At 65.3% G+C, this 22,200-nt stretch carries 22 protein-coding genes; 16 read left to right on the top strand and 6 right to left on the bottom strand.

What is annotated here, in order from left to right:
• Positions 1–274: 274 nt before the first annotated feature.
• Genes AC1DQQ_RS15065 through AC1DQQ_RS15050 form a run of 4 tightly spaced genes read left to right on the top strand, consistent with a single transcriptional unit; the run spans position 275 to position 4,321 of the window.
• Entirely contained in the window at positions 275–1,150 is an 876-nt protein-coding gene (locus AC1DQQ_RS15065) for a glycosyltransferase family 2 protein (protein WP_478029723.1), read from the top strand.
• A complete protein-coding gene (locus AC1DQQ_RS15060; protein WP_478029722.1) occupies positions 1,150–2,103 on the top strand; it encodes a glycosyltransferase family 2 protein in 954 nt (317 codons plus the stop codon). Before AC1DQQ_RS15065 ends, AC1DQQ_RS15060 begins: the two co-directional genes overlap by 1 nt.
• Positions 2,100–3,023 carry an endonuclease/exonuclease/phosphatase family protein gene (locus AC1DQQ_RS15055; RefSeq protein WP_478029721.1) on the top strand — a complete coding sequence of 308 codons (924 nt, stop codon included), beginning with the start codon at positions 2,100–2,102 and terminating at the stop codon, positions 3,021–3,023. Before AC1DQQ_RS15060 ends, AC1DQQ_RS15055 begins: the two co-directional genes overlap by 4 nt.
• Positions 3,020–4,321 (top strand): outer membrane beta-barrel protein, encoded by a 1,302-nt coding sequence (locus AC1DQQ_RS15050; RefSeq protein WP_478045640.1) that lies wholly within the window; start codon positions 3,020–3,022, stop codon positions 4,319–4,321. Before AC1DQQ_RS15055 ends, AC1DQQ_RS15050 begins: the two co-directional genes overlap by 4 nt.
• Here AC1DQQ_RS15050 and AC1DQQ_RS15045 read toward each other — a convergent pair.
• From AC1DQQ_RS15045 to AC1DQQ_RS15030, 4 genes are all read right to left on the bottom strand, one after another.
• Complete coding sequence (locus AC1DQQ_RS15045) at positions 4,310–5,011, bottom strand: serine O-acetyltransferase (RefSeq protein ID WP_478045639.1); 702 nt, start codon at positions 5,009–5,011, stop codon at positions 4,310–4,312. The two genes, AC1DQQ_RS15050 and AC1DQQ_RS15045, sit on opposite strands and share 12 nt — an antisense overlap.
• A complete protein-coding gene (locus AC1DQQ_RS15040; RefSeq protein WP_478029718.1) occupies positions 5,011–5,559 on the bottom strand; it encodes a polysaccharide biosynthesis/export family protein in 549 nt (182 codons plus the stop codon). The genes AC1DQQ_RS15045 and AC1DQQ_RS15040 overlap by 1 nt, the downstream gene beginning before the upstream one ends.
• A complete protein-coding gene (locus AC1DQQ_RS15035; protein ID WP_478045638.1) occupies positions 5,556–6,746 on the bottom strand; it encodes a glycosyltransferase in 1,191 nt (396 codons plus the stop codon). The genes AC1DQQ_RS15040 and AC1DQQ_RS15035 overlap by 4 nt, the downstream gene beginning before the upstream one ends.
• Positions 6,747–6,858: 112 nt before the next feature.
• Complete coding sequence (locus AC1DQQ_RS15030) at positions 6,859–9,060, bottom strand: calcium-binding protein (RefSeq protein ID WP_478045637.1); 2,202 nt, start codon at positions 9,058–9,060, stop codon at positions 6,859–6,861.
• 183 nt (positions 9,061–9,243) lie between these two features.
• Between AC1DQQ_RS15030 and AC1DQQ_RS15025 the strand changes: the two genes are divergently transcribed.
• The gene (locus AC1DQQ_RS15025) at positions 9,244–9,537 is read left to right on the top strand and encodes a hypothetical protein (protein ID WP_478029715.1); all 294 of its coding nucleotides are present in this window, start codon (positions 9,244–9,246) and stop codon (positions 9,535–9,537) included.
• Here the strand turns inward: AC1DQQ_RS15025 and AC1DQQ_RS15020 are convergent.
• The gene (locus AC1DQQ_RS15020) at positions 9,495–10,637 is read right to left on the bottom strand and encodes a glycosyltransferase family 4 protein (protein WP_478042270.1); all 1,143 of its coding nucleotides are present in this window, start codon (positions 10,635–10,637) and stop codon (positions 9,495–9,497) included. The genes AC1DQQ_RS15025 and AC1DQQ_RS15020 overlap by 43 nt on opposite strands.
• Before the next feature lie 11 nt (positions 10,638–10,648).
• Positions 10,649–12,007: a UDP-glucose dehydrogenase family protein gene (locus AC1DQQ_RS15015; RefSeq protein WP_478045636.1), complete on the bottom strand. Its 1,359-nt coding sequence runs from the start codon at positions 12,005–12,007 to the stop codon at positions 10,649–10,651.
• Between the two features lie 226 nt (positions 12,008–12,233).
• On the opposite strand from AC1DQQ_RS15015, the gene AC1DQQ_RS15010 reads away from it, so the two are divergent.
• The 11 genes from AC1DQQ_RS15010 (at position 12,234) to AC1DQQ_RS14960 (ending at position 22,185) form a co-directional block, all read left to right on the top strand.
• The gene (locus tag AC1DQQ_RS15010; RefSeq protein ID WP_478045635.1) at positions 12,234–12,470 is read left to right on the top strand and encodes a ribbon-helix-helix domain-containing protein; all 237 of its coding nucleotides are present in this window, start codon (positions 12,234–12,236) and stop codon (positions 12,468–12,470) included.
• A gap of 20 nt (positions 12,471–12,490) precedes the next feature.
• Positions 12,491–12,796, top strand: a complete 306-nt coding sequence (locus tag AC1DQQ_RS15005) for a type II toxin-antitoxin system RelE/ParE family toxin (protein WP_478045634.1) — start codon at positions 12,491–12,493, stop codon at positions 12,794–12,796.
• 186 nt (positions 12,797–12,982) lie between these two features.
• On the top strand, positions 12,983–14,005 hold the full coding sequence (locus AC1DQQ_RS15000; RefSeq protein WP_478045633.1) for a LacI family DNA-binding transcriptional regulator: 1,023 nt from the start codon (positions 12,983–12,985) through the stop codon (positions 14,003–14,005).
• A 190-nt stretch (positions 14,006–14,195) separates the two neighbouring features.
• A complete protein-coding gene (locus tag AC1DQQ_RS14995; RefSeq protein ID WP_478045632.1) occupies positions 14,196–15,452 on the top strand; it encodes an MFS transporter in 1,257 nt (418 codons plus the stop codon).
• Positions 15,453–15,472: 20 nt separating this feature from the next.
• Entirely contained in the window at positions 15,473–16,609 is a 1,137-nt protein-coding gene (locus tag AC1DQQ_RS14990; protein WP_478045631.1) for a Gfo/Idh/MocA family protein, read from the top strand.
• Complete coding sequence (locus AC1DQQ_RS14985; RefSeq protein WP_478045630.1) at positions 16,606–17,703, top strand: sugar phosphate isomerase/epimerase family protein; 1,098 nt, start codon at positions 16,606–16,608, stop codon at positions 17,701–17,703. Before AC1DQQ_RS14990 ends, AC1DQQ_RS14985 begins: the two co-directional genes overlap by 4 nt.
• A complete protein-coding gene (locus AC1DQQ_RS14980; RefSeq protein WP_478045629.1) occupies positions 17,703–18,089 on the top strand; it encodes a c-type cytochrome in 387 nt (128 codons plus the stop codon). The genes AC1DQQ_RS14985 and AC1DQQ_RS14980 overlap by 1 nt, the downstream gene beginning before the upstream one ends.
• A 19-nt stretch (positions 18,090–18,108) precedes the next feature.
• Positions 18,109–19,032 (top strand): hydroxypyruvate isomerase family protein, encoded by a 924-nt coding sequence (locus AC1DQQ_RS14975; RefSeq protein WP_478042277.1) that lies wholly within the window; start codon positions 18,109–18,111, stop codon positions 19,030–19,032.
• A 40-nt stretch (positions 19,033–19,072) separates the two neighbouring features.
• Complete coding sequence (locus tag AC1DQQ_RS14970; RefSeq protein ID WP_478029704.1) at positions 19,073–19,642, top strand: gluconate 2-dehydrogenase subunit 3 family protein; 570 nt, start codon at positions 19,073–19,075, stop codon at positions 19,640–19,642.
• Between the two features lie 41 nt (positions 19,643–19,683).
• A complete protein-coding gene (locus AC1DQQ_RS14965; RefSeq protein WP_478042278.1) occupies positions 19,684–20,475 on the top strand; it encodes a sugar phosphate isomerase/epimerase family protein in 792 nt (263 codons plus the stop codon).
• A gap of 24 nt (positions 20,476–20,499) precedes the next feature.
• Positions 20,500–22,185, top strand: a complete 1,686-nt coding sequence (locus AC1DQQ_RS14960; RefSeq protein ID WP_478042279.1) for a GMC oxidoreductase — start codon at positions 20,500–20,502, stop codon at positions 22,183–22,185.
• Positions 22,186–22,200 lie beyond the last annotated feature (15 nt).

Below are 22,200 nucleotides of genomic sequence, written 5' to 3'. Positions count from 1 at the left end.
TCGGTTCGCGGGGGCGTGCCGGAGGGCTTCCCTCGCTCAACATGGTCTGGGTCCGACACCACGTGCTAGGCAGAGATTATTTTGCAGTGCAGCGCAAGACGGCGCTGCGACGACCCGAGCGGCACGAGCGACGGACCCAAAGTCGCAGATCCGAGCTTCTCGCGTCGTCGGCATAATGGGGCATTTCGCCTTCGCAGGTGCAGCAGGACATTGACGCTGACCGCGCGCGGAGGGAGGCAGTGCCCATGCTTGACGTCAGACGAGGAGACGAGTCGTGACGCGTGTCGCGCTGAGCGTCATCGTGCCGGTGTGGAACGGCGAAGCGGTGATCGCGCGCTGCCTCGACGCGCTTGGGCGCCAGACGGCCGATCGCGCGCGTTACGAGATCATCGTGGTCGACAACGGATCGACCGATCGCACCGCGGAGATCGTCCGGGGTTATTCCGGCGTGACCCTGCTCGCCGAACCCAGGCCGGGATCCTATGCTGCGCGCAACACCGCGATCGCCCAGGCCGCGGCGCCGATCATCGCGTTCACCGATGCCGATTGCGTGCCCGATGCCGATTGGCTCGCCACCGCCTTGGTCGCAGCCGAGGCGAATCCCGGGTTCGGCGTCCTCGCGGGCAAAATCGACCTGTTCGAAGAGGGCGCGTCGGGCGCACGAGTCTATGCCGACTATGAAAGGCTGTTCAGCTTTCCGCAGGCGCATGCGGCGCGAGGGAATTGCGCGACCGCCAACTGGATTAGCCGTGCGGAGGTATTGCGTGCGCTGGGCGGGTTCGACGCCAGTCTGAAATCGGGTGGCGATCGGCAGATGGCGTTACGGATCCGCGCCGCGGGCCACCCGCTCATCTATGTCCCCGAGATGGTGGTGCGTCACCCGGTGCGCGCCGACCGCAGCGAATTGGTGCGCAAGCGCCGCCGGCTCAGCGGCGGTCGCTGGGATCGGACCAGCGCTACGCCGCGCCTGGCGCGCGTGCTGGGCGTCACCGCGGTCGACACCGTGCGCCGATTGCGACGCGCGGCGGTCTCGCGGGAATTGCCGCTCGGCCGGCGGCTGGCGGTAATGAAGCTGACGCTTGAGCTGGCGGGAGTCGCGACGCGCGAATTCCTGCGGCTCTCGGGCGGACGCGAGGCGGCGCGCGACTGATGGGAGACGTTCGCTTCTCGGTGGTCATGCCGCTGTACAACAAGGCCGCACATGTTCGCGACGCGATCGACAGCGTCCGCGCGCAATCCCATGCGGCCTATGAAATCATCGTGGTGGACAATCGCTCGACCGACGGGAGCCGCGAGATTGTCGCCGCGATCGACGATCCGCGCATTCGCCTGCTCGATCTCGCGACACCGGGGCCCGGCGGATATGCCGGGCGCAATGTCGGTATCGAGGCCGCGAGGGGCGAATGGATCGCCTTTCTCGACGCCGACGATCTGTGGGCGCACGACCATCTGGCGCTATTGGCGCAGACTATCGCCGAGGACCCTGGCGTCGCCGCGGTTGCGACTCGGTTCGATCACGTGTTCGCGGACCGGCGTCAGCCGCAGCGCATCGCGGCCCGGCTCGAGAGTCCCGTCACGCTCGATTTCGCCGGCTTCCTCGAAAGCTGGCTGGCGGTGCGCGAATGCCCGATGTGGACCGGCGCGATCGCGATTCGCCGGACCGCGATTCTCGCAGCCGGCGGATTCCCTCATGGCAAGGCGGTGCGCGGCGGCGACAAGGACCTGTGGTTGCGCGTCCTCCGCAAGGGCCGGTTGCGCTATTCGCCCGTGATCAGCGCCGACTTCCATCGCGACTCCGAGAACAAGGTCAGCAAGTCGACCACGACGCTCGACCTGCCCCTCATCGTGACGACGGTGCGCGGCATGATCCCGACCGCGACCCCGCGCGAAGCTGCGCTGCTGCGGCGACTGGCGAACCAGGAGATCGCGCATTACGCGCGCTACGCGATGAAACATCCGGGGCGGACCGCGATCCGCGCGAGCGACGTCTATCTGCCCGAAGGTTGGACGACCGCGGCGCTGGTGCTCGCTGCGCGCGCGATCCCGGCGGCGGTCCGGCAACGCGGACATGAACTGCGCAGCCGGTGGAGCGCGCAGGCTTGACCATTCTTGCCAATATCGGTCGGCTGATGATCGCCGGCGCGGCGATCGCGGCGTGGCTCGCCATCCTCGGGGCATGGCTTCCGAGCCTGGACGTGCTCGCGTCGTTCGTGCCGCTGTTCGCCGTGGCGCTGGCGGTCGGGCTCCTGATCGCGCGGCGACGCGTTCGCTGGACCTTGCCGCTCGCGGCGATCGGCATCGTACCGATGGCGATGGCGGCGACGCCGGAAATCGTCCGGACGATCCCCGCCGCGCCCAAGGGGGCACGCGAAGTGCGCGTTCTGACCCATAATGTCTGGGTCGACAACGCGTCCCCCGCCGCCACCGGCGCGGCGATCGCGGGGACGGATGCCGACATCGTGCTGTTGCAGGAGACGTCGCGCGCACGCGACGCGCTGGTCACGGCGACCGCTGGCCGCTTTCCCTATCGCACGGCGTGCCCCGGCGGCGGATGCGGCCTGGCGATCCTCTCGCGCTGGCCGATCCGCGCTTCGGGCTATTTCCTGAAGGATGCGCATGGACAGAAGTTCGGACCGCCGCTGCTCTGGGCCGAGATCGCCGTGCCCGGGAGCGCGCCGGTGACGGTTGCCACGCTACATTATCCGCGGCCGATTCCTGCCAACCGACAGGCCGCAGCGCGCGCCGCGCTTGCCGCCGCCTTGGCCCGCATCGATCGCGGCGGCCTGATCATTGGAGGCGATATGAACCTGACGCCGTGGAGCGCGGCGATGCGCGCGCAGGATGCGGCGTTCGCGCCACTGACGCGGATGACGCGCGCGATCTGGAGCTGGCCACGCACCCTGCCCTTCCTGCCGATCGATCAGCTCTATGCCGGCCCGGCCTGGGGCCTGGTGCGCGCCGACCGCCTGGCGGCGACCGGCTCCGACCATTTCCCCATTCTCGTGACGCTGGGGCGCCGATGACGCCTCGTGTGATCCTGCTGGCCGGTCTGATCAATGCCGCGATTACCGGCACCGCCTTCGCGCAGGTATCGGATGCGACCGACAGCGTCGGCCAGGCCCCGCCGTCGAGCGCGTTCGGCCGCGACCGCAACGTCAGCGTCATGGAGCGCGAACATCCCGAATACGACCCGGCCCCGGTCCATGTCGGCGTCCTCGAGCTCACGCCGTCGGTGGCGATCGGCACCGGGTATGACGACAATTTGTACGCGGTGAACGCACCGCGCATCGGCGATGCCTATCTCCATGTCGTCCCGCGGTTGAAGATCGTCCGCCCGTCGCCCAATCTGAAGCTGACGCTGAACGGCGAGTTCGATCTGACGCGCTACGCATCGCGCAGCAGCGAAAACCAGACCAACTACCGCCTCGACGGCAGTGCCCATTACGTCATCAGCAACGACACGACGCTCGATCTGACCGGGCTCTACGGCCGCTTTGCCCAAGAGCGTACCGAGCCCGATTCTCCTGCGCTAGTGCAGCGTCCGATCCGCTTCACGATCAGCGAAGCGAGCGGAGCAGTGACGCATGTCTTCAACCGATTGCGCGTGCGCGGGGTGCTGGACGTCGAAAATCGCAATTACCGGGACGGCAGCGATGCCCTTGGCAACGTCGTCGATGAGGATTTTCGCGACCGCACGACGGTAACCGGTACCGGCATCGTCGAATACGCGCTCAGCCCGAGCATTTCGCTGTTCGGTGTGGGATCGTACAATATCCGCGATTACCGCACCCGGATCGGACCGGTTCCGGCGCGCGACTCGCAAGGGTATGAGGCCGCCGTGGGATCGAGTTTCGAACTCGGTGCCAAAATCCGCGGGTCGCTGCGCGTCGGCTATCTTCAGCAGAATTATCGCGACCCGTTCTTCGCGGATATCAGCGGCGTGCTGGTGCGGGGCGATGTCGAATATTTCCTGACGCCGCTCGTCACGCTCACCGCGACGGTTGATCGCCGCGTCAACGAGACCGGAATCCTGGGGGCCGCCGGCTATCTTTCGACCACCATGTCGCTTCGCGCCGACTATGAACTGCTGCGCAATTTGATCCTGAGCGCGAGCGTCGAAAAGGAAGCGCGCGACTTCAACAATATCGATCGCAATGACGACCGCTGGAACTACCGCGCATCCGGGACGTACCGGCTCAGCCCGCGGATAGCGCTCCGCGCGGATGTGCTGCGTCGCAGTCAGTCCAGCTCCGGTCTCTTGTCCGGCCGCGATTACGAGAAGATGCGCGTGTCGTTCGGCGTGACGCTATCAGGTTTGTAGGGCACCGCCGACGGTCGGCTGCGCCTTTTCCCGCATTTGTCCGGGATAGGCATCGGCGCAGGCGGCCAACAGCGCCTCAGGCGCCATCCGGTTGATATAGCCTTCCGATCCCTGGTCGGAAATAAGCTTGGCCGGAATCCCGACGACCACGCCGCGGTCGGGCACGTCTTTGGTGACGACGGCATTGACGCCGATTGCCGCCTCTTCGCCGACATTGATGCCGCCGATGATCTTCGCGCCCGACCCCAGGAAGCTGCGGTCGCCGATCACCGGCGCCCCCTTGCGCGCGCCCCGGTTCATATAGCCGAGCACGACACCGTGGGTCAGATTGACGTTGCTCCCCAGCACCGCATCGCCATGGATGTAGAAGCCGCCGAAGCGGTTGAGGAACAGTCCCGGCCCGATCTCGGTATATTCGGGAATCGCGAAACCGTATTTGTAGCGCGCGCGCAGGAGCATCAGCTTGGCGAGCGGATAGAGGCCGAACGCCTTAGCCGGCTTGCGCTTCAGCCACCCGCAGGTGCGCATCAGCACGGTATATTTGTACCCCGGCGTGAAGGCATAATGCCGCAGGAAGCTCTTCAGATCGACCCGACCGGCATAGCGGTAGAGGTCGGCGGCAAGCAGCGCCTTGAGCTTCGTGAAGCTGACTGCGCAACCGCGCAGATGCGGCTCTCCCGTTTCCTGCATCAGAAGTAGCGCTCGGAGAAGCGCACCGTGTCGCCGGGCATGATCGCGAAGTCCGCGGTCAGCGGATATTCGGTTTCGCCCGCCTCGCCCGCGCGTTTGACGAATACCTTCTTCTGGTTGGCGCGATAGGTGAAGCCGTCCGCTTTCGCGACCGCCCCACGGATCGTGAGGCCCGGCGTATAGGGATATTCGCCGGGCTTCTGCACCTCGCCCAGAACGTAGATGGGACGGAAAGTCAGCACTTCGACCGCGACCTTGGGATTGAGCAGATAGCCCGCGCCAAGCTTGGCTTCGAGCGCGCCCGCCAGCGCGGCCGGGTCGAGCCCCGCGGCCTGCACGTCGCCGATCAGCGGGAAGGCGAGGGTGCCGGCGGGAGTTACCTGGAACTCGCCGGTCAGCGTCGGCTCGCCATAGGTCGTCACCTTCACCTTATCGCCGGCTGCCAGCTTCATCGCGTCGGCCGCGGGCGGAGGACCGCCGCCGGCGACCGGGGTCTGCCCGACACAGGCAGAGAGAAAAAGAAGGGCCAAAGCGAGCAGAAGCTTCATCGCGCGATTCCTGAGGACAGGGGATAGGGAGACGCGGGCGAGCCGCTGGTTCGAGGGGGTTGCAGTGCGGCGTCGATACGGCGCCAATAACGTTCGGTCGCCTGGGCGACGCCATAATCGAGCGAGCGCCGGCGGGCAGCGTCGGCCGCGGCGGTACGGCGCGGTTCGCTCGCGACTTCGCGCAAGGCCGACGCGAAAGCGGCAACGTCGTTCGGCGGCACCAGCGCGCCGGCGGGAACCTGGCGCGCATCGATTATCGATTCGCGCGGCAGATCGGCGAGGATCTCCGACGGTCCGGATGCGCAATTGGTGGCGACCACCGGCAATCCGCAGGCCATTGCCTCGACCAGGCCGTTGGGAAAGCCTTCGGCATTGGACGGCATCGCGAACAGCCGCGCGCGCGCCAGTACTGCGAAGGGATTGGCGACGAAACCGGGCAGCAACACGCGCTCCGACAGTCCCTTTGCCGCGATCTGCGCTTCCAGCGACGCGCGTTCGGGCCCCTCGCCCATGATGACGAGCCGATGCGGCAGACCGGACGCGGCGAACGCATCGACGAGCAGCGCGAAATTCTTGTTGGGGACGAGCCTGCCGGCCGCCACCACATAATCGCCGTCGATCGCCAATGGGCTGGACGCGGCGGCCTGAGCCGCGATCGCGTCATGGTCGACCGGGTTGGCGATCGCGCTGACGCAGTCGCGCGCGACCCCGAAATTCTGCACCAGATCGTCGACCACACCATCCGATACCGCGATGACGTGTCGCGCGCGTGGGTAGGCGAAGCGCACCATCGCACGCGCGGCGATCGCGCCCGGGCCGCTGCCCAGATGCGCGCTTGTATTGACCCGCTCGCTGATCAGCCACGGCCGTCCGCGCCCGGCCATCGCAATGGCGGTCGCCACATTGGCACGGGTCAGGAAGGCGAGCGCAATGTCGGGGTTCAGCCGGGCTACCAGCCGACGCAATTGCGCGATGCTCGCGCCCAATCGATGCCGCGCGTCGAGCTGGGTAACGGTGATCCACTCCGGAACGGCGTAAGCGCGTGGCTCGTCGTCGAGCAGCGCGAGATGCACGTCATAGCGATCCCGCCACGGCGCCGACGCGCCAAGGATCGTCGTGAGCACACGTTCCGCCCCGCCGCCGGCGAGCGAATTGATGACGAACAGGATCGTCGCCTTTGCGGCCATGTATCCTCACGTTCGGCGCTACCACCGGTTACGGCTGCGATGCATAGCATGCGCGTCTGCTGCAATGCACCATTCCGGGGGTTGTCCGTCGCTGGGAGCGGGCGGCCCGTCGCTACAGAAGAATGAGATCGTAGGGATGGAGCGCGACGACGCCGTGAAGGACGATCGTGCTGTCGCCGACGTGAATCGAGAGTCCGTCGGCCGTGAGCGTGGTCGTGAAGTTTCCAGCCGCGGCGCCGAATCCCGACAGATCGATCCGATCGCCCTCAGCGGATGAGAAATCGAGAATGTCGTCCTTCCCCGATCCGGGCGCGAAGACGAAGTGATCGGCACCCGCTCCCCCGATCAGAGTGTCATGGCCGCCGCCGCCGATGAGCACGTCGTTGCCCGCGCCGCCGTCGATCCGGTCGTCCCCACCGACGACGCCGACCGCCATGATCGCGCCGTCGCCGTACAATATGTCGTCGCCGTCATTGCCGTACAGCGTGTCGCCAGCGCCAACCGAGGTGCCGGTCATCGTCATGGCGTCTCCGTAGAGCACGTCGTTGCCGTTGCCGCCCGACAGATTGTCGATCCCGCCATGCGCGGTGCCGCTCATCGTCTCCGCATCGCCGAACAGCAGGTCGTTGCCGTCGCCCCCGCGAAGTATATCGCGCGCGCCGGTCGTGCTCAGCCAAGTGATGTCGCCGATCAGCCGATCGTCGCCAGTGCCGCCATCGAGCGTATCGCCCTGCCACCCGCCAAGCAGCATGTCCTTGCCATCGCCGCCGTTCAGCGCGTCGGCGCCGTTGCCGCCCTGGAGCGAATCGTCGCCGCCACCGCCATTCAATGTGTCGTTGCCGTCGAGCCCCAGCAGCGTGTCGTGGCCGACCCCGCCGGTGATGATGTTGGCAAGTGCATTGCCGGTGCCGGCGAAATCGCCGAGGCCGATATGGGTTAAATTCTCCAGATTGGCGCCGAGCGTGTATTTATCGAGAGTCGTCGCGACATGATCTGTGCCGGCCGACACCGATTCGGCGATCGTATCCTTCGCGGAATCGATGAAATAATGGTCGTTACCGGCCGTCCCGACGAAATGATCCGTCGATACGGCGTAGCTCGCAGAGCCGATCGACGTCGCAGCTGCCGGATCGTCGATCGACCATCCCGCCGAATTGCTGCCGTCCGATGCGACGACGCTTTCCGTGAGCGTCGGCAGGCCCTCGAGCGAGAGCAAGGTGTCGGACGTCATCAGGATCGAGTCCGCTGCATGGACGACATGCACGCCGTCGAGCAGCAGCGTGCCCTCGGACGAGAAGACCTTGGTCCGCGATCCGGCGTCGGTGAAGGTGCCGTCGACGATCGTGACATGCGCGCCGGCCGCGATCCAGACCTGGTTCTGCTCGGACGATCCGCCGCGCCAGACCGGATTCAGCCCGACCGAGCCTGACATCGTGATGTCGCCCCAGAGCCGATAGTTGCGCGCATTCTCCGACGCGACCGCGCCTATCAGCGCGGTATCGGTGGATTTCAGGTCATAGCCGCCGTCGCTATTGCCGGTGGCGAGGGTATTTTCGAACCGCACGCTATAGACGCCGCGTTCGGTCGCGAAGCCGTCGCCGTTCAAATAGGTGCTGCCGCTACCGACGCTTTGGACATTGGCCATTGTCGTGTCGCGGATCACGACATCGTGGACCGTGCCGTCGAGATGGATACCCTCGGGCAGATCGTCGCCGACCTGGCCCGCCATGTCACCGCGAACATTCTCGATCACGACGTCATGGGTGTCATATTGCAGCCGGATCGCCTCGCGCGAGAAGCCGGTGACGGTGACGTCGCGGATGGTGAGGCCGCTGACCGACGCGGTGCCGCTGCTCGCCAGATCCTCGAAAAAGCGCCGGGCATTGTGGACATCGACGTGCTGCACCGTGATGTCGGCGATGTCCGCGCTGGCGCGGAAGGCGGTGCCGACATTGCTGACGTCGATGTCCTGGAACGTCAGGTGGTTCGCGCCGCTGCCCATCTTGAACAGCTCGTTACCGGCCGCGTCGCCGGCGTGCCAATCGGCGGGGCGGGTACCGCTGAACTGCGCCGCCATCGTGTTGCCGAGATGGTCGACGCCGCGGATCGTGACCGGCAGGCCGTCTGCGCCGCCATGCGAAACCCCGATGGTTCCCGCAACATTGTAGGTGCCCGCGTCGGCGATCAGCAACACTTCTCCGCCCGCGCCCGCCTTGACGATCTGGGCATCGAGCGCGCCGATCGGCGCGGCGTTTTCCAGACTCGACCCGGATTTATCCCCCGCCCCGGTCGGCGAAATATAACGCGTACCCATACACCCACCGCATCACGGGCGCCGCTCACCGCGTCACCCTTCCAGATTTCACGAAATTGCGGATGGTTGGCCCCCCGGCCGCGTCAGTCCGCCGCTTGCAAGGCTCTGTCTGCCATGACGGGCGTGCCCAAAGGCTCAACAGGCATTATTAGCGGGCCGCTAAGCATCAAAAGGAGACGCGCGATGGACTTCTCGAGACGCAGTCTGTTGGGCGGTGCGCTCGTGGCGGTGCCGGCAGGGTCGCTCGGTGCGATAGCGCCGTCCGATCCGTCGCGCCCGCCTTTCCATGTCGCGCAGGAAAGCGCCGGCATTTGGCGGTTCCGCAGCTGGACTTGGGCAGCGGGGGCGTGGCATCCGCTGACCGGCCGGATCACTGTCGATGGGGCGGCGCTCCGGGTTTCGGGCAAGCCAGATCCGCGCGACGCGTCCGCGCTTCAGGCCGCGCTGGGCCGGATCGTACGCGACCGTTCGGGCTGAAGCGCGCGGTACAGGCTGAGCGTCTCCACCGCCGCTTTGTCCCACGAGAAACGCGTGCGCACCGCGCTTGCGTCAGTTCGGAGCGAAGCGGGATCGGCCGCCAGCATAGCCGCGAGGCGATCGACGTTACCCACCGGAAAATAGTTCGCCGCGGGCAAGCCGATGTCGCGGTTGGCGGGAATGTCGCTCAATAGCATCGCCGCGCCCTCCCCCGCCGCCTCGAGCGCGGCGATCGGCAGCCCTTCGTGATGGGACGGCATCACGAACATCGCCGTCCGGCGGTAGAGTGTCGCGAGCACAGTGCGCGATTGCACGCCCGCAAAGATCACATCCGGCCCCGCTTCGGCGACCAGGTCGCGCGCATAGGGACTGTCGTGATCGGCGCCGCCGACGATCACCAGCTTATACCCCGTGCGCGACGCGCGGTGCGCGGCGATCAGGTCGTGGAGTCCCTTTTCCGGCACCAGCCGTCCGACCGCGAGGAGGAAAGGTGCGTCGCCGATTCCCAGCCCCGAGAGGATCTCGCCGGCATCGCCGCCCGCGAACAACTCGGGCGCGCCGTTGGGGATATAGTGGATCGCGTTGGCCTTTCGCGGAAAGGCCAGCCGCAACTGCTCGGCAAGCGACGGTGAGATCGCGACGATTCGATCCGCCCAGCCGAGCGCTGCACGCTCGCCCAGCCGCAATACGGCCTTTGCGAAACGACCCCATTTGGCGCGATCATAATCGGTGCCGTGATGAGTCACGACCACGCGCAAGCCCAGCATCCGCGCCAGCGGGGCCAGGATGGCGGGTCCGATCGCGTGGATGTGGAGCACGTCCGCGCCGCGCCGCTTGGCGGCGACGATCGCGAAGAACGTGGAAAGAATCGTCTCGAAATGCTTCGATTGCGGACAGCGCAGTCCGACGATCTCGACGCCACGCCATGTTCGCTGCCGCTCCGGCAAATAGGGCGCGCGGCCGAGCACGACGATCGGCTGGTCGGGCGCGAGCGTCGCAATGCGGGGCAGCAACTCTTCGCAATGGCTTTCGATGCCGCCCATGACATCGGGAAATCCGCGCAGTCCGGTGACGCAGATCGGCGGCGTGGTGGAGGTCATGTCCGCCGCCCTTATTGCAACTCGGGGATCTTGAGCGTCTCGGGATGAATGACCGGCTCGCCGTCGCCGGGCCGTCCGACACTGCGATAGATGAAGCCCGCGGCGGTGAGATCGTCGGCGCGATAGATGTTGCGCAGGTCGACCAGCACCGGCATCGCCATCACCGCCTTCAGCCGCTCGAAGTCGAGCGCACGGAACGCATCCCATTCGGTGACGATGACGATCGCCGACGCGCCTTCCGCCACGGCATAAGCCGAATCGGTATAGGCTACTTCGCCCAGCAGCGGCGCCGCCGCCGCCATCCCTTCCGGATCATAAGCGCGCACGGTCGCACCGGCGTCCCGCAACGCCTGGACGATCGCGATCGCTGGCGCGTCGCGCATGTCGTCGGTGTTGGGCTTGAAGGTCAGACCGAGCACGCCGATGGTCTTGCCGCGTACGTCGCCACCGGCCGCCGCGATCACCTTCCGCGCCATCGCGCGCTTGCGGACGTCGTTGACCGCGACGGTCGTCTCGATCAGCCGTAACGGGCTGTTGTGATCCTGCGCGGTCTTGACCAGCGCCAGCGTATCCTTGGGAAAGCACGATCCGCCATAGCCGGGCCCCGCGTGGAGGAATTTCCCGCCGATCCGGTTGTCGAGGCCGATCCCGCGCGCCACGTCCTGGACGTCCGCCCCAACCTTCTCGCACAGGTCCGCGACCTCGTTGATGAAGGTGATCTTCATCGCGAGGAACGCATTGGCGGCATATTTGATCAGCTCGCTGGTGCGGCGGCGCGTGAACAGCAGCGGCGACTTGTTGAGATAGAGCGGACGATAGACCGCTTCCATCGGCGCACGGGCGCGCTCGTCCTCGATGCCGACGACGATGCGATCGGGGCGTTTGAAGTCCTCGATCGCGGCACCTTCGCGCAGGAATTCAGGATTGGAGGCGACCGCGAAATCGGCACCCGGATTGGCCTCGCGGATGATCCGCTCCACTTCATCGCCGGTCCCGACCGGGACAGTCGATTTGGTGACGATCACGGTGAAGCCGTCGAGCGCCAGCGCGATCTCGTGCGCCGCAGCATAAACATAAGACAAATCGGCATGGCCGTCGCCGCGTCGTGTCGGCGTGCCGACGCCGATGAACACGACATCGGCCGCGGCCACCGGACCTGCGAGTTCGGTCGTGAACGACAGCCGGCCCGCCGCGACGTTCTTGGCCACGAGCCGGTCGAGCCCAGGCTCATAGATCGGAATTCCGCCCGCCTTCAGCTTGGCGATCTTCGCCTCGTCGCTGTCGACGCAGACGACGTCATGGCCGAAATCGGCGAAACAGGCGCCGGAGACAAGTCCTACATAGCCCGAACCGATCATCACGATGCGCATAGCTTTTTCGCCTCTTCTTAACGATATGCTGCACATGCGAAGAGATGGGTGCCGTCGTCAATCGTCGGACGACGAACGGTGTATGACGTCGGTTGGCGCACAAAACTCGGTTCCGCCGTCTCGGCTATCGCCGTAAATGTCCCTCTGGCGCCGGTTGAATTTTCGGCCGAGTAGGATTAAATCCTACTCGAAAGGACCCGCCGTGCGTTCGACTCAACAGTTCAGCGTGACATTGCCCAACGAGATGGCTGCGCTTGTCCGTGCCAAGGTTGCGTCGGGCGAATATGCCAGCGAGAGCGAAGTCATCCGCGAAGGTCTTCGAGCATTGAATGCACGCGAGCGCGCATTGGATGACTGGCTGCGACAACAGGCATTGCCTACCTATGATGCATATCGCGCCGACCCCTCACGCGGAATCTCCCTGGACGACGTTCGCGCGTCGATCGGCAAACGCGACATCTGATTGCCGCCTTCTGATCAACGATGGCCTATCGCATTGTCTTTACGCCCGAGGCGCGCGACCAGCTTGACCATTTGCACAGCTACATTGCCTCAGCGGCCGACGCCGAGATCGCGTTGCGATTTGCAGATGGCATCCTCGACCACATCGCCAGGTTGAGCGAATTTCCCGAACGGGGAACACCGAGGGACGATCTGCGGCCGGGAATGCGTACCCTGGCTTGGCGCCGCCGGGTAACAATAGCCTTCGTGGTTGAAGAGAGCGATGTAGTCGTAATCGGCATTTTCTATGGCGGACGGGATTTCGAGACCTTGCTGAGAGAGGACTGACTTGCCTCGAAGGGGTGCGGGTCAATCCCTTTGACCGATTGCTTCGGGCGAACTGGGCCGGCCTCCGCGAAGAGGGCTTGTCAATTGGACGGCCGATCGCAAATGTATCGCGATGCGTTGTCACGGACTGCTCATCACCCACCCAGATCGTCGCGTTGCGGCCGTCGCTCCCGATATTCGCTTACCATGACAACCATTCGCGACGTCGCGCAGGCCGCCGGCGTCTCGAGAGCAACGGCCGCCCGGGTGCTGTCCGCGCCCGAATTGGTCGCGGAAGCGACGCGGCACCGGGTGTTGAAGGCCGTGCAGGAGCTTGGCTATAGCCGCAATTCGGTGGCGGCGAGCCTGCGCACGACGCGAACTGGCCGGATCATCGTGACCGTCCCGGATATTTCCAACCCGTTCTTCTCGCGCGTCATCCGCGGGGTCGAGGAAGCGGCGCAGAAAGCGGGCTATGCGGTCCTGCTGGGCGATACGCGCAACGAGCGCGAGCGCGAGGAGCAATATGCCGACATGCTCAATCGCCGGGAGGCGGACGGCATCATCTTCCTCGGCCACCGCCTGCCCACCGTCCTGGCGACCATTCTCGAACGCGATGGCAGCCGCGCACCCATCGTCAACGGCTGCGAGTTCACGCCATCGCTCGGCGTGTCGAGCGCGCATATCGACAATGCGGGGGCGGGCTATGATGTCATGCAATCGCTCTATCGATTGGGTCATCGCGATGTCGCGGTCATCATCGGACCCGCCGACAGTCCGCTGACCCGGGACCGCCTGGCGGGCGCGCAGAAAGCGGCGGAGGATCAGGGGCTGGCCGCGCAGCTCGTGATCGAGAATGGCGACTTCTCGATCGAATCGGGTCGCGGCGCGGCGATGGCTCTGTTCGCGCGCGCCAAACGTCCCACCGCCATTTTCTGCTTCAGCGATGAAATGGCGATCGGCACGCTGGCGGCGGCGCGGTCCGCCGGCATTTCATGTCCGGGCGATGTCTCGGTCGTCGGCTTCGACGACATCCAGATGGCCCGGTATGTCGACCCCCCGCTCGCCACCGTGCGCCAGCCGATGGCGGAAATCGGCCGAAAAACGGTCGAGCTCCTGCTCGACATATTGAGCGGTCGCCAGACGCAGCCGGTCTATGCCACTTTGCCTTATGAGGTCATCGCCCGGCAAAGCATGGGGCCTGTCCCCGGGCAGTCGCCGATTTCCTGACGCGACATATCCGATTTTCGTCAATTTGCGCTTGCAATGAGATCGATCTCATGATTGTTTTGGCCAATCGAGGACTCGGCGAAGATCGAGGCAAGTGACGGTATCGGGTGGCGTTTTTCTCTAATCGCCAGTTTCCTGCCGGGTGAGAGGTCTGCCAAGGTCATGCCTTGGCTCTGAAGGGGTGCGGCACATGGTCAAATTGCGGCTGTCGATCATGATGTTCGCGCAATATTTCGCGTGGGGCGTCTGGCTCGTTCCGCTCAGCACGTACATGAGCAAGGGCCTGCATTTCGACACGATCATCGGCGCTGCCTATGGCATGGTCGGCATCGCGACGATCGCCTCCACCCTGTTCGTCGGGATGATCGCGGACCGCTTCATGGCGGCCGAGAAGCTGTTGAGCATCCTGTCGATCTGCGCGGGCATCGCGCTCTTCTGGGTATCCACCATCCAGTCCTCGCCGTCGCTCTTCCTGTTCGGCTGCCTGCTCCATTTCCTGTTCTACGCATCGACCATCCCGCTCGCGACCGCGATCGCGTTCAACTCGATGACCGATATCGCCAAGGAATTCCCCGGCGTCCGGGTGTGGGGCACGATCGGCTGGATCGTGGCGGGCCTGCTGGTCGGCGTGATCGTCGGAGCCGCGCAAACCGCTCTGCCGATGCGGATAGCGGCGATCGTCTACATCGCGCTCGGCCTCTATGCCCTCACCCTGCCGAACACCCCGCCGCGCGCCCGCGGGCGGATCGTCAGCCCGTCGGCGGTGCTGGGACTGGACGTCATCCTGCGCCACCGCGAGACGGCATTCTGGGTGTTCATCGCCTGCACCCTGGCGCTGATGACGCCGAGAAGCTTCTACGATGCCTATGGCAACACCTTCTTCGCCGACAAGGACCTGCACCTGACATTGTTCGGGACGCGGATCGAGGCGACCGGCATCCAGACGGCGGGGCAGATCTTCGAATCGCTGATCCTCGTCAGCCTGCCGTTCGTGCTCTTCCGGCTGGGCATCAAATGGGTGCTGGTGGTCGGAATGGGCGCCTGGGCGGTTCGCTTCCTGCTGTTCGGTTTCGGCTATCAGGGTTCGACCGCGATCATGCCGATGGTGCTGCTCGGCATCATCATCCACGGCATCTGCTACGACTTCCTGATCGTGTCCGGGCAGATCTATGTCGATCGCAAGTTCGACGCCGAGGCGCGTTCCCGGGCGCAATCCTTCTTCAACCTGATCACCCAAGGTATCGGCATCGTGATCGGCTCGAACATCGCCGGCGTCGTCTACGGCATGCATGCCAATCCCGACGGCAGCCATAATTGGCGCGCGATCTGGATGGTGCCGGCGGTGATCGCCTTCGTCGCGATGGTCCTCTTCGCCCTCGCCTTCCGCGAGAAGCTGGCTCCGCCCCAGGATGAGCAGTCCGGCGCGGCCGCGCCCGTGCTTCCCTGACGGTCCGGGACGGATTTTCGATGACGCAGAACATTCTCAGGCTCGGACTGATCGGTGGCGGTCCCGGAAGCTTTATCGGCCCGGTGCATCGCATGGCCGCCTGCCTCGATGCGCGCTTCGTGCTGACCGCCGGCGCCTTCAGCCGGACGCTCGAGAAGTCTCGCCAGCAGGCCGCCCGATGGGGTCTTCCGGAACAGCGCGCCTATGACGGCATAGAGGCGATGATCGAAAGCGAGCGCGGACGCGAGGATGGCGTGCAGGCAATCGCCATCGCGACGCCGAACGACAGCCATTTCGCGATCGCCAAGGCGGCGTTGGAAGCCGGTCTTCCAGTGATCTGCGACAAGCCGATGACCGCGACGCTGGCCGAGGCCGAGGCGCTGGCGCCGATCGTCGCGCGATCGGGCCAGCCCTTCGCGCTCACCTACACTTATACCGGCTATGCGATGATCCGCGAGGCACGGGCACGGATCGCCGGCGGCGCGATCGGTCGGGTCCGCAAGATCATGGTCGACTATCCGCAAGGGTGGCTATCGGAGCGGATCGAGGGCGACAATCTCCAGGCGAGCTGGCGGACGGACCCGACCCGGGCCGGCACGGGCGGCGCCATCGGCGATATCGGCGTCCACGCTTTCCAGCTCGCCGAATATGTCAGCGGCCTGCGCGCCATCGAGCTGATCGCGGACCTTCCCCGGGTGGTCGCAGGACGGCAGCTGGACGACGATTGCAACATGCTGTTGCACTTTACGGACGGGGTGCCCGGCATCCTGACCGCCTCGCAAATCGCCACCGGAGAACGCAACGGACTGCGCCTGCGCATCTATGGCGACAAAGGCGGCCTCGAATGGTGCCACGACGCGCCGGGCGACCTCATCCTGCGCTGGCCCGACTCGCGGACCGAGATCGTCCATGCCGGAGGGCCGGGCCTGCATCCGACCGCGCAAGCAGCAACCCGATTGCCGAGCGGACATCCGGAGGGTTTCATCGAGGCGTTCGCGACGCTCTACAGGGATTTCGCCGACATGATCGACGGTGCGGACAAGGATGGCCTGCTGTCTGGCATCGATGATGGCCTGCGGTCGGCGCGCTTCATCGATTGCGCGATCCGTTCGAACGATGCCCGCGCCTGGGTGGCCATCGCGGGAGAGGCACGATGAAGACGATCAAGGGCCCCGGCATCTTCCTCGCCCAGTTCCTGTCCGACCAGCCGCCATTCGACACGCTGGATCATCTGGCGGAATGGGCCGCCGGGCTTGGATATGTGGCGGTCCAGATCCCCTGCACGCCGCAATTGATCGACCTTGCCACGGCGGCGGAAAGCCAGGCCTATTGCGACGATCTCCGTGCCACGCTCGACAAGCACGGAATCGTGGTGAGCGAGCTTTCCACCCATCTCCAGGGTCAACTCGTCGCGGTCCATCCCGCTTACGACAGTCTGTTCGACGGATTCGCGGCCGAGCAGGTGCGGGGCAAGCCGGCCGAGCGCCAGGCCTGGGCAGTCGAACAAGTGAAGTTCGCCGCGCAGGCCAGCCAACGTCTGGGGCTCGACGCGCATGCGACGTTCTCGGGCGCGCTGGCCTGGCCCTATTTCTATCCCTGGCCGCAACGTCCGGCCGGGCTGATCGACGAGGCCTTTGCCGAGCTCGGCAAGCGCTGGCGGCCGATCCTCGATGTTTTCGAGGACTGCGGCGTGGATTGCGCCTTTGAGCTCCATCCGGGTGAGGACCTGCACGACGGCGTGACGTTCGAGCGATTCCTCGACACGGTCGACCAGCATCCGCGCGCCCGGATCCTCTACGACCCCAGCCATTTCGTGCTGCAACAGCTCGATTATCTCGCCTTTCTCGACATCTATCACGAGCGGATCAGCTGCTTCCACGTCAAGGATGCGGAGTTCCGACCGAACGGGCGAGCCGGCGTCTATGGCGGCTATCAGAATTGGGTGGACCGCCCCGGCCGCTTTCGTTCGCTCGGCGACGGCCAGATCGACTTCGGCGCGATCTTCTCGAAAATGGCGGCCTATGACTTTCCGGGTTGGGCCGTGCTCGAATGGGAATGCGCGCTCAAGCATCCCGAAGACGGCGCGCGCGAAGGTGCGCCTTTCATCAAGAACCATATCATCCGCGTCACGCCCCACGCCTTCGATGATTTCGCGTCGAGCGGTACCGACCGCAGCGCCAATCGCGCGCTGATGGGCCTCGATCCGCAAGCCGCGACTGTAACCCGGAACCCATCTCCAGGAGAGTATTGATGAAGCCGATCTACTGCCTGGCCGCCGCCCCTGCTCTGATGGCGGGTATCGCGGTCTTCGCCGTGCCGTCGGGCGCGCAAAGCACCCCGGCCGGCGCCCAGGCCTTCGGCATGTGCGCAGCGTGCCACACGGTCACCAAGGGCGGCCGCAACGGGATCGGCCCCAATCTCTCCGGCCTGATCGGCCGGCGTGCCGGGTCCGTTCCGGGCTTCAGCTATTCGGCCGCCATGAAGGGCTCGGGCCTGACTTGGGATGCCAAGACGCTCGACCAATTCCTGGCGGCGCCAACCAAGAAGGTGCCGGGGACGAAGATGCCGATCAGCCTCTCCGATCCGGCGAAGCGCGCGGCGGTGATCGCCTATCTGACGACGGCTACGGCCAAATAAGCGAAAGGAGATAAAGGCGATGCCGCGACAACCGACACCATCCCGCCGTTCCGTCCTGGCCGGCACCCTGGCAGGGATCGGCGCGGCGAGCTATTCGCGTGCGGCCGGGGCATCGCAGAATGCCGCGCGCTTCTCGCTCAAATTCGCGCCGCACGAGGGCAGTTTCGCCAGCCGGGGCGGCCTGATCGAGCAGATCGCCTATGCCGCCGATCAGGGCTTCACCGCCTGGGAAGACAATGAGGCCGCTGCGCGCCCCGTCGCCGAGCAGGAAGCCATGGGCAAGGCGCTGCGGCAGCGCGGCATGACGATGGGCGTGCTGGTCGCGAGCATGCCGAAATGGGGTCAGTATCGGCCGCTGCTGGGCTCCGGCGATCGCGCCGAGCAGGATGCCATGCTCGCCGACATCCGCCGCTCGGTCGATGTCGCCAAGCGGCTCGACGCGAAATGGATGACCGTCGTCACCGGCTTCATGGACCCGAAGGTGCCGGTCGACATTCAGACCGCGCGGATCATCGAGGTGATGCGGCGCGCGGGCGATATCGCCGCGCAAAACGGGCTGATCCTGGTGATGGAGCCGCTCAACACGATCACCAATCACCCCAACATCTTCATGCGCACGATCCCGCAGGGATATGCCATCGCCACGGGGGTCGCCAACCCGGCGGTCAAAGTGCTCGCCGATCTCTATCATGCCCAGATCCAGGCGGGGAATTTGATCCCGACGCTCGAAACCTGCTGGAGTGAGATCGCCTATATCCAGTTCGGCGACAATCCGGGCCGGCTCGAGCCAAGCACCGGCGAAATCAACCACCGCAACATCGTCCGCTGGCTGAAGGGCCGCCGCTATGACGGCGTGATCGGCATGGAGCATGGCAACTCGCTCGCCGGGCGCGCGGGAGAAGACCGGCTGATCGCCGCCTATAGGGAGATCGACGCGGCATGAAGAGCGACACCCCGATTTCGCATCGGCCCGGAGGCCCGCAATGATAGACCGCAGAACCGCCCTTGCCGGCATGGCCGCCTTGTTCGGCGCCCCGCTGTTCGCGCCGATCGCGCGCGCGGCCGGGCTGGTCGGCAAGGATTCGCGTCCCGTCATCAGCGAAGGACCGCCAAGCGTGCAGGTCTTTAGCCCATCACAACGCGCGCTGATGACGCAGCTGAGCGAACGCGTGATCCCCACCACCGATACGCCCGGCGCGATCAAGGCAGGCGTGCCCGATTATATCGAAAAGCTGCTCGCCGATTGGGCACTTCCCCAGGAGAGGATTCCGATCCTCGCGGGCCTCGACGCGATCGAGGCCAAGTGCCTTCAGGATTACAAGGTGCCGACCGCCCAGGCGACGCCCGAGCAACTCGACGCGCTGCTCACCGCCGCGATGAACGCGCAATTCGCCGACGGCGCTGCCTTCTTCGGAGCGTTCCGGCAACTCGTGATCACCGGATATTACACGTCCGAGATCGGGATGACCCAGGAGCAGGAATATCTGCCCGTCCCCGGCGAATATCACGGCGACTATCTCTATTCCAACGTCAACAAGGTCTATTCGGCATGACGATCGATCGACGCACATTCGTTGCGAGCATGGGGGCGGTAATGGCCGCAAGCAGCATCGCGGGCCTCGCGCGCGCCGCACAGGTCCGCAAGGTCGGGTTGCAACTCTACACGGTGCGCGAGATCTTCCAGAGCGATCCGGTCGCGACACTCGAGAAGGTCGCCGGTATCGGCTATCGCGAGGTCGAGTTCGGCGGCGGCAATTACGACAAGATGGACCACGCGCTGCTGCGCCGGACGATGGACCGGCTGCAACTGTCCGCGCCGTCGCTTCACGTGTCCTATGACGTGCTGCTGACCAAATTCTCCGATGCCGTGAAGATGGCGAAGACGCTGGGCGCCGACACGATCGTCATGCCCTGGCTGCCCCCCGAGCTTCGCACCGATACGGGGTTCGGCGGCGTGGTGGAGAACGTCAACCGCTTCGCGAAGCAGGCGCGCGAGGCGGGCCTCGGCCTCGCCTATCACAATCACGATTTCGAATTCACCACCCGCTTTGGCGGCACTTCCCTCTACGATCGTCTGGTCGCGGGAACCGACCCGTCGCTGGTGAAGCTGGAGTTGGATCTCTATTGGGCCGTTCACGCCGGCGAGGATGCCGGCAAGCTGATCACCCGGCTCGGCAACCGCCTCTACGCCTTCCATGTGAAGGACATGCGGGCGGACAAGAAGATGACCGCCGTCGGCACCGGCACGATCGATTTCGCGGGGCTGTTCAAGCTGCCCGGCGCATCGGGCGTCCGCCATTTCTATGTCGAGAATGACGAAGCACCGGCCCCCTATCTGCCGGATATCACCACCAGCTTCCGGAATCTGCGCGCACTGCGCTTCTGATCTCCCTCTTCAAGGCATCTACCCATGGCATCCACCAACAAGTTCGACGCGATCGTCATCGGCTCGGGGATCAGCGGCGGGTTCGCCGCAAAGGAACTGACCGAGAAAGGCCTGCGCGTTCTGATGCTCGACCGTGGCTTCATGGTCGAGCATCAGGAGGGCTATCCCTATGACGGCAAGCCGGCCTTCGAACTGCCGGCACGGGGCGAGGTCCCCAAAGCGATCGTGGAGAGCGACTATTTCATCGCCAAATATGGTTATCTGTCGACCAGCAACCTGCAATTCTACAATGACGACCGCCTGAACCCCTATGTCACCGACGAGGGCAGCAAATTCCGCTGGATCCGGCCGGCGGCGGTCGGCGGCAAGTCGCTGATCTGGGGCCGCTGGTGCTTCCGCTGGAGCCCGGCGGATTTCGAGGCGAACAAGCGCGAGGGGGTCGGTGGCGACTGGCCGATCCGCTATGACGACGTCGCGCCCTGGTACTCCTATGTCGAGAAATATATCGGCGTCTCCGGTTCGCGCGAGAACCTCGCTTATCTGCCCGACAGCGAGTTCCAGCCGCCGATGCCGATGAACGTGGCAGAGAAGTGGGTGAAGGGCCGATTGGAAGGCGCCTTCCCCGGCAGAAAGCTGATCAACGCCCGGCTCTCGAACATGACCGAGGACAAGCCCGAGCAGAATCGCAGCAAATGCCAGTTCCGCGACCAATGCTCCAACGGCTGCTCGTTCGGTGCCTATTTCTCGACCCAGGCGGTCACCTTGCCGGCCGCCCGCGCGACCGGCCGCCTCACCATCCGGTCCGATGCGGTCGTGTCGAACCTGGAATATGATCCCCGGCGCAAGCGCGTGACCGGAGTCCGCTTCGTCGACGCGAAAACCGGCCAGGCCGAAGTGGTGAAGGCCCCTCTCGTCTTCCTGTGCGCGTCGGCGATGGCGTCGGTCCAGATCCTGATGAACAGCCGCGCGCCGGGGACCGATCGCAGCTATTTCGACACGAGCGGCACGCTCGGCCGCTACGTCATGGATCATATCTTCCGCACCCATATCTCGGGCGAGGTGCCGGGCATGACCGAATATATCGAATATGGCCGCCGCCCCGGGGCGATCTACATTCCCCGTTTCCGCAACGTCGGCACCGATGACGGCGTCGGTTTCAAGCGTGGCTATGGCTATCAGGGTAGCGCGAGCCGCAGCCCGTCCAAGCCGGTCGGCTTCGGCGCGTCGATGAAGGAAGGCATGCGCCGCTACGATCCGTGGAAATTCTCGATCGGCGCGTTTGGCGAATGCCTGCCTTATGAGGACAATCGCGTCTCGCTGCATCCCACCAGGGTCGACCGTTTCGGCATCCCGCAACTGCGGTTCGACGTGACGTTCCGGGACAACGAACTGCGCATGATGGCGGATGCCCGCGCCCAGGGCGAGATGATGTTGCGCCAGGCAGGTTTGGTCAACGTGACCAGCGGCGAGTCCGAGCATGTTCCCGGCGAGGCGATCCACGAAATGGGCGGCGCACGGATGGGCAACGATCCGCGCACTTCGGTGCTCAACAAGTGGAACCAGGCGCACGACGCGGCCAATCTGTTCGTGACCGATGGGTCGCAGATGAATTCGATCTCCTGCGTCAATCCGTCGTTGACGTTCATGGCGCTGACCTGCCGGGCAGTGGACCATGCGGTGAAGCAGTTCCGCGCCGGCGCCCTGGCCTGAGCGGGCGACGCCGTG

This window comes from Sphingomonas sp. P4_G3, assembly GCF_056401105.1.
The sequence above is the reverse complement of the archived record's forward strand: the minus strand, read 5'-3'. Positions and strand labels throughout refer to the sequence as shown.